Origin of the sequence: Corallococcus llansteffanensis, from assembly GCF_003612055.1 — a bacterium.
GTDB lineage: Bacteria > Myxococcota > Myxococcia > Myxococcales > Myxococcaceae > Corallococcus > Corallococcus llansteffanensis.
Window position 1 is genome coordinate 1 of sequence record NZ_RAWB01000309.1, and the last position, 11,977, is coordinate 11,977.

An 11,977-nucleotide genomic window follows, 5' to 3' on the forward strand; every position below is an offset into this window, starting at 1 on the left:
TGGTTGAAGAGGGTGGCGGGCACCGAGGCGGGAGGGCCGTGGTGCAGGGCGTCGCCGCCCGTCAGCAGGGCGCGCAGGGCCATGGGCTTTGGCCACTCTTCGCGCAACACGGCCTCCGCCAGGGGCGTCGGCATGAAGCAGGTGGTGATGGCTTCCGTGGCCAACCAGCGCAGCAGTTGGGAGGGCTCGGCGCGCACGGCGTCCGGAGGCACGACGAGGCTCGCGCCGGAGGCCAGCGAGGGCCACACCTCCCAGGTGGAGGCATCGAAGGCGACGCCCGCGGTGAGGGCCGTCCTGTCCGAAGGCGCCAGGGAATAGGTGCGCTGGTGCCACGCGACGAGGTTCATCAACCCACGGTGGTGCACGGCGACGCCCTTGGGACGGCCGGTGCTTCCCGAGGTGTAGATGACGTAGGCCAGGTCTTCCGCGCCCACGGGCGTCACGAGCAACGGCCCCATCGGCGCCGTGACATCCGTCTCCAGCGAGAAGATGCGCGCGGAGAGCGCAGGCAGCGAAGCGCGCAGATGCTGCTGGGTGAGGAGGACGGAGGCGGCGCTGTCTTCCAGCATGAAGGTGAGCCGCTCGGGCGGAACTCCCGGGGAGATGGGCACGTACGCCGCGCCCACCTTGAGGGTGGCCAGCAGGCCGGCCACCAATTCAGGGGAGCGCTCCGCGAGGACGGCCACGCGGTCGCCGCGCGAGACACCGGCGGCATGGAGCTGCGCGGCAAGCTGGTGGGCCCAGGCATCGAGGCCCGCGTAGGTGACGCTGCGCTCGCCCATGTGCACGGCCACGGCGTCAGGCGCGCGGCGAGCCTGCTCCGCGACGACATGGTGGATGCAGGTGTCGCTCGGGAACTCGACGTTCGTGGCGTTCCACTCGACAAGCAACTGCTGCTGCTCCATCGCAGTTAGCAGGGGCAGCGAGGCGATGGAGGCATCCGGCTGCCTGGCGATGGCCTCGAGCAGGACACCGTAGTGGCTCATCAATCGCTGGACGGTGGCGGCGTCGAAGAGGTCACTGCTGTACTCAAGGAAGCCGGTGAGGCCCTGGGGCACCTCGAAGAGTGTCAGCGCCAGGTCGAAGCGCGCGGAGTTGCCCTCCAACGGGACGGGCTGGAAGGAGAGGCCGGGCACGCGCAGCGCTTCGGCGGGCGCGTTCTGCAGGACGAACATCACCTGGAAGAGGGGAGTGCGGCTCAAGTCGCGTGAGGGCTGGAGGATTTCCACCAGCTTCTCGAAGGGGACGTGCTGGTGCTCATAGGCCGCGAGCGCCGTGCCGCGTACCTGGGCCAGCAACTCGCGGAAGGAGTCCTCCGGCTTGAGGCGCGCTCGCAACACCAGCGTGTTGACGAAGAAGCCAATGAGGCCTTCGGCCTCCGCGTGCGTGCGTCCCGCGATGGGGGAGCCCACGGAGACGTCGTCCTGGGCGGAGTAGCGCGACAGCAACAGCTGGAACGCGGACAGCAGCAGCATGAAGGGCGTGGCGCCCTCGCGCTGGGCAAGGCCCCGCAGAGAGGCGGTGAGGGCCGCGGGGATGTTCACCGGCACCGTGGCGCCGCGTCGGGACTGCACGGGCGGACGGGGCCGGTCCGTGGGCAGCTCCAGCGCCGAGGGTGCTCCGGCGAGCTGGTGCTTCCAGTAGCCCAGCTGCGTCTCCAGCACTTCTCCCTGGAGCCAGTCGCGCTGCCACGCGGCGAAGTCCGCGTACTGCACGGGCAGCGGCGGGAGTGAGGGCTCCTTGCCCTCGCTGAAGGCCGCGTAGCCTGCGGCCAACTCCTTCACGAGCACGCCCATGGACCAGGCGTCGGAGACGATGTGGTGCATCGTCACCAGCAGGACGTGCGTCTCCTCCGAGAGCCGCAGCAGTGAGGTGCGCAGCAGCGGCCCGTGGACGAGGTGGAAGGGCTGACGGGCTTCGCGCGTGGCGAGCCGCACCGTCTCCGCTTCGCTCGCGGCTGCATCCAGAGCGGACAAGTCTTCAACCGGGAGGGCCCAGGTGGACGGCGCGTGGATGCGCTGGAAGGGCTGGCCTTCCTTCTCGAAGAAGGTGGTGCGCAGGGCCTCGTGACGCTGGACGAGCGCCTCGAAGGCGCGGCGCAGGGCCTCCACGTCCAGGCGCCCCGAGAGGCGCAGTGCGGCGGGGAGGTTGTACGACGCGTCATCGGGCGCGAGCTGATCCAGGAACCACAGGCGCTGCTGCGCGAAGGACAGGGGCTGGGGGCCCTCCGCCCGCGTCCGGGTGAGGGGCGGCAGGCGTGCCGCGGTGCTGGCCTGCTGCACCCGCTCGGCGAGCTTGGCGACAGTGGGCGCCTCGAAGAGCGCGCGCAGTGGCAACTCCACGCCAAAGGCACTCCTCACCCGTGACATCGCCTGCGTCGCCAGCAGCGAGTGCCCGCCCAGGTCGAAGAAGTTGTCCTCCGCCCCCACCCTGGTCACGCCCAGCACCTGCGCCCACACCTGCGCCAGCAACTCCTCAGTCGGCGTGCGCGGGGCCACGAAGTGCGCCGCCTCCTGCGCCCCGTCCGGCGTCCGCAGGGCCTTGCGGTCCACCTTCCCGTTGGGCGTCAGCGGCAGCGCGTCCATCACCACGAAGGCCGCCGGCACCATGTACTCGGGCAGTTGTTCGCGCAGGAAGTCGCGCAGCTGCACGCTGGTCGTGTCCTCGGGCGCCACCACGTACGCGATGAGGCGGCGTGGGTCCTCCCGCAGCAGCACCACCGCCGTGCGCACCGCCGGGTGCTTGCCCAGCACCGACTCGATTTCGCCCAGCTCCACGCGGAAGCCGCGCAGCTTCACCTGCGTGTCCGCGCGTCCCAGGAACTCGATGTTCCCGTCCGCCAGGTACCGCGCCCTGTCTCCCGAGCGGTACAGCCGCGAGCCCGGTGCCCCATAGGGGTCGGGCACGAAGCGCTCCGCTGTCAATTCCGGACGGTGGCAGTAGCCTCGCGTCACGCCTTCGCCGCCGATGTACAGCTCGCTCGCCACGCCCACGGGCACCGGCCGCAGCGCCGCGTCCAGTACGTAGGTCCGCACGTTCGCGAAGGGCTTCCCAATCGGTAGCAGCCGATTGTCTCCTGCCTCCAGGGCATCGCTTTCGAACCACGTGCTGTCGATGGTGGTTTCGCTGATGCCGTAGGAGTTGATGAGGCGTGTCTTCTTTCCAATCACCTCCCGGACGCGCAGGTACTCATTCACGTACCAGGCGTCGGAGCCGGCGGTGATGAGCTTCATCGACTCCAGTCGCTGGCCTGTCTCCTCCAGGTACTGCAACAGTCCTCGCAGCACCGCCGGGACGAACTCCACGCAGTCGACGTCCTCGGCTTCCATCAACGCATGCAGCTTCTGGGGCTCCAGCAGCCACTCGCGCGGGCAGAGCACCAGCTTGCCGCCCGAGCACAGCGCTCGGGACAAGTCGCCTCCGAAGACGTCGAAGGAGAAGCTCGCCATCTGCAGGTGGTTTCGGCACTGCTCCTTCAGCGCGTAGCTTCGCTCCCAGCCCAGGTACGCGTTCGCCCAGCTGCGGTGCGCCACCATCACGCCCTTGGGCTTTCCCGTCGAACCCGAGGTGAAGACGACGTACGCCAGGTTCTCCGGCTGCGCCGTCCGGGCCGGGGCCTCGGTGGACAGGCCCGCGCGTGCGGGGGCCTCCGCGTCCAGCAGGTAGCGCGGGAGGCCTGGGGCCTCCACCGTGCCCTCCAGCGACTGCTGCGTCAGCAGCAGCGACATGCGCGACTCGGACACCATCATCGCCAGGCGGTCCGCCGGGTAGGACGGGTCCAGGGGCACGTAGGCGCCGCCTGCCTTGAGGATGCCCAGCAGCGCCACCAGCAAGCGAGGCGTGCGCTCCAGGCACACGCCCACCAGGACCTCGGGGCCCACGCCCAGGCTTCGCAGGTGGTGCGCCAGTTGGTTCGCCTGCGCGTCCAGCTCGCCGTACGTCAGTCGCGCTTCTCCCGGGGCCACGACCGCCAGCGCGTCCGGCACGCGGCGCGCCTGGGCCTCGAAGAGCACGTGCACGAACGCCTCCGGGAGAGGCTCGTGCGTCGCATTCCATTCCACGAGCACCTGCTGGCGCTCATCCTCCGCGAGCAGCGGCAGCGAGGACACGCGGCGGTCCGGAGTGGCCACGAAGCCCTCCACGAGCAGCCTCAGGTGCCGCATCATCCGCGTGACGGTGGAGGTGTCGAAGAGGTCGGTGGCGTACTCCAGCTCGCCCGTGAAGCCCTCCTCCTTGCGGCTGAGGGAGAGCGTCAGGTCGAACTTGGCGGAGGCGCCCATGCGCTCCTCCAACTGCACCTTCACGCCCGCCAGCGAGAGGTCCACCGCCGGGATGTTCTGCATGAGGAACTCGACGTTGAACATCGGCGACTGGCGCATGTCGCGCATCGGCTGGATCTGTTCGAAGGGCAGGTGCTGGTGGGCGAGCACTCCCAGCGCCGTCGTGCGAACGCGGCCCAGCAACTCCCGGACGGTGGGCTCGCCGTCCATCCGCGTGCGAAGCACGAGCGTGTTGATGAACAGGCCCAGCAGCCCCTCCATCTCGGCGTCGTTGCGGCCCGCCACGGCGGAACCGACGCTCACGTCGTCCTGCCCCGCGTAGCGTCCGAGCAACACCTGGAACGCGGCGAGCAGGAACATGAAGGGCGTGAGGCCCTCGCGCACGCAGAAGGCCTCCACGGCCCGGGTCAACTCCAGCGGCAGCGCGACCGGCAACAGCGCGCCCGGAGGCGACTCGCGCTGCACGCGCGGACGGTCCGTGGGCAGCTCCAGCAGGGGCGGCGCTCCGTCAAACTGCTGGCGCCACCAGGTGACCTGTCGCTCCAGCTCCTCGCCCGACAGCCACTGGCGCTGCCACGCGGCGAAGTCCGCGTACTGGAACGGCAGCACCGGCAGGACGGGCTGTGCCCCCGCGACGAAGGCCCCATAGGCCTCCGAAAGCTCGCGCATCAGCACGCTCATGGACCAGCCGTCGAAGACGGTGTGGTGGATCGTGAGCAGCACCAGGTGCTCGTGCGTGTCCAGGACCAACGCCGACGCGCGCAAGAGCGGCCCCGCGGCCAGGTCGAACGGGTGCCGCACCTCCACCTCGGTGCGGCGCTTCACCTCGGCCTCGCGCTGCTCCGGGGAGAGGGCGCGCAGGTCCACCACCGACAGCATCAGCGGCGCGGGCGGTGCGATGAGCTGCACGGGCTCGTTCACGTCCGCCTGGAAGGTCGTGCGCAGCACCTCGTGCCGGTGCACCACCAGCTCCAGCGCGCGGCGCAGGGCCTCCAGGCTCAGCGCTCCCGTCAGCCGCAGCGAGAACGGCATGTTGTACGCCGCGGAGCCGGGCGCGAACTGCTCCAGCAGCCACATCCGCTGCTGCGCCAGGGACGTGGGCAGCTTCTGCGTGCGCGGCACCGGAACGATGGGCGGCGGCGCGGCGAAACCGGGATCCTGGCTCGACGCCGCGATGCGCGCCGCGAGCGCCGCCACCGTGGGCGCCTCGAACAGGGCCTGCAGGGGGAGGTCCACCTGGAACGTCGTGCGCAGGCGCGACGTCAGCCGCGTGGCGAGCAGCGAGTGGCCGCCCAGCTCGAAGAACCCGTCGGTGGCGCCCACGCGCGGCACGTTCAGCAGCGAGGCGTAGAGCTCCGCGACCTGCTGCTCCAGCGGCGTGCGGGGCGCGACGAACTCGCGCGCCGCCTCGATGGCCATGTCCGGGGAGGGCAGGGCCTTGCGGTCCACCTTCCCGTTGGGCGTCAGCGGCATCGCGTCCAGCACCACCAGCGCGGACGGCACCATGTAGTCGGGCAGCCGCTCCTTCATCAGCGACCGCAGGGCCTGCGCCTCCAACGTCTGGCCGGGGCGGGGCACCACGTAGGCCACGAGGCGCGCGTCGGCCGCGCTGCCTCGCACCACCACGGCGGCGTCGCGCACGCCCGGCGCCTGGCCCAGCACCGCTTCGATTTCACCCAGCTCGATGCGGTAGCCGCGCAGCTTCACCTGGTGGTCGACGCGGTTGAGGTACTCCAGCACCCCGTCCGCGGCCCAGCGCACGCGGTCGCCGGTGCGGTACACGCGGCTGCCCGGCACGCCGCCGTATGCATCCGGGATGAAGCGCTCCGCCGTCTGGTCCGGCCGGTGGAGGTAGCCGCGCGTCACGCCCTCGCCGCCGATGAACAGCTCGCCCGGCACGCCGCGCGGTACGGGGCGCAGCCCGCTGTCCAGCACGTACACCTGGGTGCCGGAGATGGGCCGGCCAATGGGCACGCTGCCCGCGCCCGTCCGCACCGCGTGCGCGGTGGACCACACCGTCGTCTCCGTGGGCCCATACACGTTCCACAGCACGCCGCAGCGCTGGAGCAGCGCCTCGGCCAGCTCGCGCGGCAGGGCCTCGCCGCCGGTGAGCGCCGTCAGCCCCCGGTCCTCCCAGCCCGCCTCCAGCAGGAGCCGCCAGGTGCTGGGCGTGGCCTGGAGCACCGTGGCGCCCCGCTGCTGGAGCAGGCCCGCGAGCCTCGCTCCGTCCACCGCGATGTCGCGCGACGCGATGACGACCCGGCCTCCCACCGACAGCGGCAGGAACAGCTCCAACACCGCGATGTCGAAGGACAGCGTCGTGACGGCCACCAGCACGTCCTTGGCGGACAGGCCCGTCGTCTCCCGCAGGGCGGCGAGGAAGCGCGCCACCGCGCCGTGCGGCACCTGCACGCCCTTGGGACGCCCGGTGGAGCCGGACGTGTAGAGCACGTAAGCCACGGCCTCCGGCGGCATGGCCTCGCGCAGGGGCGAGCCGTCCTCCGCCGCGATGGTCTCCGCGTCCCCGTCCAGCAGCACCACGCGGGCGGAGTGCGGGGGCAGGACGGACGACAGCGAGCGCTGCGACACCAGCACCGGCATGCCGCTGCTCTCCACCATGTACGCCAGGCGATCCGCCGGGAACGCCGGATCCAACGGCACATAGGTGCCTCCGGCCTTCAACACGGCGAGCACCGCCACCAGCATGTCGAGCGAGCGCTCCACGCACAGGCCCACGCGCACCTCGGTCCCCACGCCCAGGCGGCGCAGGTGCCGTGCCAGCCGCGAGGCCTGGGCCTCCAGCTGCGCGTACGTGAGCGACTGCTCCCCGAAGACGACGGCGACCGCGTCCGGCGTGAGGTCCGCCTGGGCCTCGAAGGCGCCGTGCTGCGTGCTCCACGGCAGCACGGCGGGATGGGGAGGCTGCCAGTCGAGCAGCACCTGCTGACGCTCGGCGTCGGTCAGCAGCGGCAGCCGCGCCACTGCTTCCTGCGGACGGGCGACGGCCCCCTCCAGCAGCACGCGCAGGTGCTCGGTCATGCGCGCCACGGTGGGCGCGGTGTAGAGGTCGGTGTCGTATTCGAGGAAGCCCTTGAGGCCCTGCTCCGTCTCCAGCACCTGGAGCAGCAGGTCGAACTTCGACGTGTGCGTGTCGAGCTCCAGCGCCTCCAGCTTCACGCCCTCCACGGTGGCCGCACCGCGCAAGGACGCCTGGAGCGTGAGCATGACCTGGAAGAACGGCGTGCGCCCCTGGGTGCGCTCCGGACGCAGCTCCTCCACGAGTCGCTCGAAGGGCAGTTCCTGGTGCTCCTGGGCCGCGAGCACCGTCTCCCGCACCTGGCGCAGGAGCGCGCGGAAGGACGCGCTGCCTTCCACCTGCGTGCGCAGCACCTGCGTGTTGACGAACAGGCCGATGAGCCCCTCCACCTCCCCGCGCGTCCGGCCCGCCATCGGCGTGCCCACCGTCACGTCCTCCTGGCCCGCGTACCGCGACATCAACACCTGCCAGCCCGTCAGCAGCACCATGAAGAGCGAGGCGCCTTCCTGCTGCGCCAGCGCCTTCAGTGCGTCCATGAGCCCGCGCGACAGGTGCAGCTCGTGCCGGGCACCCCGACCGCTGCGCGCCGCCGGGCGGGGCAGGTCGGTGGGCACCTCCAGCGCGGAGGGCACTCCGGCCAGCTGCTGCTTCCAGTAACCGAGCTGCTTCTCCAGGCGCGGGCCCTGGAGCCACTCGCGCTGCCACACGCCGAAGTCGGCGTACTGCACGCCAGGCTCCGGCAGGGCCGCGGGCAGGCCCTTCGCGAACGCGCCGTAGAGCAGCGCCACCTCACGCACCAGCAGCGTCATCGACCAGCCGTCGGAGACGATGTGGTGCACCACCACCACGAGCAGGTGTTCGTTCGGTCCGGACGTCAGCAACAACGCGCGCAGCAGCGGGCCCCGGGCCAGGTCGAAGGGCCGGGCCGCCGCTTCGCGCGCCACGCGCCAGGGTTCGTCTGGCGTCGCGCCCGTGAGCTCCCTCCGCTCCAGCGAGAACACCGGCTCCGGAGAGACCACCTGCACGGGCCCGGAGGCGTCTTCACGGAACGTGGTGCGCAGCACCTCGTGCCGGCGCACCACCTCGCGCAGCGCGCGCTCCAGCAGGGCCACGTCCAGCGCGCCCTCCAGGCGCACCGCCATGGGCACGTTGTACAGCGGGCTGCCCGGCGTGAGCTGATCGATGAACCAGAGCCGCTGCTGCGCGAACGACAGCGGCAGCGGGTGCGAACGGTCCTGGACCGGGATGAGGCCGCGCACCGTGTTGCCAGGCGCCGCCTTCTGCGCGGCCATCTTCTTCAGCAGCTCGGCGCGCTTTTCCGGGGAGAGGTTCGCGATCCGCTTCGACAGCTCGTTGCTCATCTCATGTACTCCGCACTCGGGAACGCCATCGCGCGCGAACGCCCCCCAGCCCCGTGGTGGGTTTCGCGAGAACTCCGACCTGCTTCATTTGCCGGTTTGACGCCCTGCGCCGCTCTCCCGGGAGAGACGCGAGGGTGGGTCAAATTCACGCTGGTGAGATTATTCCGGCGGCAAGCGGCCTGTCATGGGGGTGGCCTGAGGCCCGCCCGAATAAATTCGGGCATTTGCCGGATTGCGCTGGTTCCCTGAAGGTGCGGAGGGAAGGACGTCGGATGTCCTCCCGAGGGAAACCCGCCCCCCGGGTCGCCCCCTTGATTGGTGGGGAAACAGGCTGTGGGTGGGCCGTGAGCTGGCAGGCCTGGGGCGCTCGCTGAAACAGCACGAACACACTCCGAGACATGTTTCAGCACACGCTGAAGCAGGGGCGAGCCTGGGACACGCTCATGCACGACGGCCCCTCCACCGCCGATGCGCTGCTGGAAGCGCTGGCGGGAGGGGCCGGTCCTGCACGCTGATACCGGGACTTCAGCCAGCCTTCGCGTACGGCGAGGGGAAGGTCTGGGCAGCGGGGAGGGTGTAGCCCGCGGCCTGGAGCATCTCCGCGACCGCCTCGCAGACGCCTGCCTGCACCTGATTGAACTGGGTGGGCTTGCAATAGACGCTCACCGCCAGCACGGGCCCGGTGAGGGTGAACTCCGCCACCTCCACTGCGGGCGCGGGCTGTTCCTGGACGTCGGGCACCACGGCCACGCGCTCCACGAAGGCCCGCATGAGCAGCCGGAGGTCCGCGGCGCCGTGGACCAGGGGCACCTTGACGGTCAGCTTGCGGTGGGGGTGGTGGCTGTAGTTGATGATGTTGCCGCCAAACAACTGGTTGTTGCCCACGGAGATGCGCAGGTTGTCGCCCGTGTCGAGCGTGGTGGCGAAGAGGCCAATCTCCTGCACGACGCCGACGACGCCCGCGGCGGAGATCTCCTCTCCCACGCGGAAGGGGCGCAGCACGAGCAGGAAGACACCCGCGGCGAAGTTGGCGAGCAGCCCGGCCCACGCGGCGCCGATGGCGATGCCCGCCGCGGCGATCAGGGCGGCGAAGGAGGTGGTCTCCACCCCCATCAGCCCCAGGATGCCGATCATCAGGAGCAGGGTGAGGGAGCCCGTGAAGAGCGACCCGATGTAGCGGATGAGCGTGGCATCCAGCTGCCGACGCTGGAGGCCCATGTCCAGCACCTTCCGGAAGCCACCGATGACCGTGCGCCCCAGGAACCAGACGACCAGCGCCCCCACGGCCTTGAGCAGCAGCGGCAGTGCTTCCGTCAGCGCCAGTGACTTCAACTGAACGACAATGGCATCCATTTTACGTGAACTCCCTTGACCCCGACTGGGGCGCGCCTTGCTTTTTGCACGGGGCAGGCCATGGCAGGCAAGCCCCCCACCCTGAAGGGCGGTCCCTGGAGGGGGAGGGCGCGCCGGACCTCCGGGCCGTGTCAGCCCGGGCCCTGACGCGCCACCGGGCCCCGTTGACGCGTCAGAGGAGGCCCTTGCGTGAACCGCGGTGCTGAGCGAGACCGGGGCCTCCATGCGCCTGTCCTCCCTCCCGGTCCTGATGTTGTTGAGCGCCTGCACCGCCGCCCGTGTCTCGGTACCTCCACCCACGGGCGACGAGGTGACGGTGTTCGTCCACGGCTACCGGGGGTCGTTCCTCACCACGGAGGACGCGGAGCGCGACCGGGCCTGGGTGTCGGTGGGCGACGTGCTGTCGCGCGGGGAGCGCTCGCTGGCGCTGCCGTTTCCCGGACAGCGCTCCGCGCCGCGCTTCGGGGCGCTCACGTCCGACGGGCCGGTGACGCGCTTCACGGTGCTGCCGTGGGTGGCGCGCTACGACGTCTACAAGGGCTTCCTGGAGTTCGGGCGCGAGCACCTGCCGGGCTTCGTGGTCTTCGACTACGACTGGCGCCAGGACAACCGGACGACGGCGAAGCGGTTGTGCACGCTCTTGGATGAGCTCGCCGCGGCCCGCGGGGGGAACGTGAAGGTGAACCTGGTGGCGCACAGCATGGGCGGGCTCGTCACGCTGCACTGCCTGCGCTATGGCACCGGCGACGACACGGGCGAGCCCTCGTGGGCGGGCGCGCGGCACGTGAAGCGCGTGGTGTTCCTGGGCACGCCCTTCCGTGGGGCGCCGGGCATGTTCGATGACTTCACGCTGGGCACGCCGGTGGGGCGCAACCGGGCGCTGCTGTCACCGGAGGCGCTGTTCACCTTCGCCTCCGCGTTCCAGCTGCTGCCCGCGGAGAGCGACTTCTTCGTGGACGCGAGCGGTCAGCCGGTGAGCTTCGACGCGTACGCGCCGGGGGCATGGGTCGAAGGCGGGTGGGGCGTGTTCCAGGACGCGGGTCTGCGCACGGCGCCCGAGTATCGCGAGCAGCTGGAGCGCATGCTGGACGCGCGGGCCGTGTTCGCGAGGACGCTGGCCGGGAAGGACGGGCCGCCGCCGCCCTTCCGGACCCTGGCGGTGGTGGGCGTGGGGCATCCGTTGATCAAGTCCTTCCGGATCATCAAGGGCCAACCCACGTTCGAGGATCCCATCCTCGCGGACGGCGACGGCTCGGTGCTCGCGACCCGGGCGCTGCCGCCGGAGCCCCTCCACGTGGACCGGCTGGAGACGAAGGCCGACCATGTGGAGATGATGGGCGACGAGGAGGTCCAGGAGGCCATCGCGCGGTTCCTCACCGGCGACTGACGTCAGTCCCCGGCGACGGCGAGCTGCCAGTCTCCCTCCAGGGAGATGCCGACGCGCAGGCCCAGGTAGGTCTTCTCCTTGCGCATCGCCTGGAGCTCCCCGGGCGGATAGAGGTCCTTCAGGGCCCGGAAGTCCGCGTCGGTGGCGCCCTCGCGGAAGGCCGTGGGCCAGAGGATGAGGTTGTCCTGTTCGTAGAAGGGCAGGTTGAGCACCTGGACCAGCAGCGCCATCACGGGCTGCGGTGTGGTCTCGTGCTCTTCCACGCTGCGCCAGTAGACCGCCGGATCCTCGTCGGGGCCGAAGGAGAAGCGCACGCTCTGGCCCTTCTCGTCCGCGAGCTTCGCGAGCGCCGCGTAGTCACAGGCCACCGCGGCCGCGATGATGCGCTCGCGCATGGACGCCACCGCCGGGGGCAGGGGCTTCGCGGTCGGCTTCGGCACGGGGCTCAGCTTGCGAGCGGAGCACGTCACCGCCGTCGCTCCCGCATCGGTGGAGGCCAGCACTCCCGCGTCCACGGGGGCCCCGGCATCGACCCCGTCCGCGACGGGCAGGGTGGGCG

4 protein-coding genes are annotated in these 11,977 nt (G+C 70.9%); 1 reads left to right on the forward strand and 3 read right to left on the reverse strand.

Annotated features, from left to right (window positions below):
* Both D7V93_RS25895 and D7V93_RS25900 read right to left on the reverse strand, forming a co-directional pair.
* On the reverse strand, nt 1-8,678 hold an 8,678-nt coding region (locus D7V93_RS25895; RefSeq protein ID WP_120645943.1), incomplete at its 3' end, for a non-ribosomal peptide synthetase.
* Between the two features lie 525 nt (nt 8,679-9,203).
* Entirely contained in the window at nt 9,204-10,031 is an 828-nt protein-coding gene (locus D7V93_RS25900) for a mechanosensitive ion channel family protein (protein WP_120645944.1), read from the reverse strand.
* A gap of 223 nt (nt 10,032-10,254) precedes the next feature.
* Here D7V93_RS25900 and D7V93_RS25905 point away from each other — a divergent pair, with 223 nt between their 5' ends.
* Entirely contained in the window at nt 10,255-11,418 is a 1,164-nt protein-coding gene (locus D7V93_RS25905) for a lipase family alpha/beta hydrolase (protein ID WP_120645945.1), read from the forward strand.
* 2 nt (nt 11,419-11,420) lie between these two features.
* Here D7V93_RS25905 and D7V93_RS25910 read toward each other — a convergent pair.
* Nucleotides 11,421-11,977: hypothetical protein (locus D7V93_RS25910; protein ID WP_341870964.1), on the reverse strand; the 557-nt coding region annotated here is incomplete at its 5' end.

Coding starts and splice junctions, on each gene's coding strand:
- D7V93_RS25905 (WP_120645945.1), top strand. CDS start 10,255: ATGCGCCTGTCCTCCCTCCCGGTCCTGATGTTGTTGAGCGCCTGCACC.
- D7V93_RS25900 (WP_120645944.1), bottom strand. CDS start 10,031: ATGGATGCCATTGTCGTTCAGTTGAAGTCACTGGCGCTGACGGAAGCA.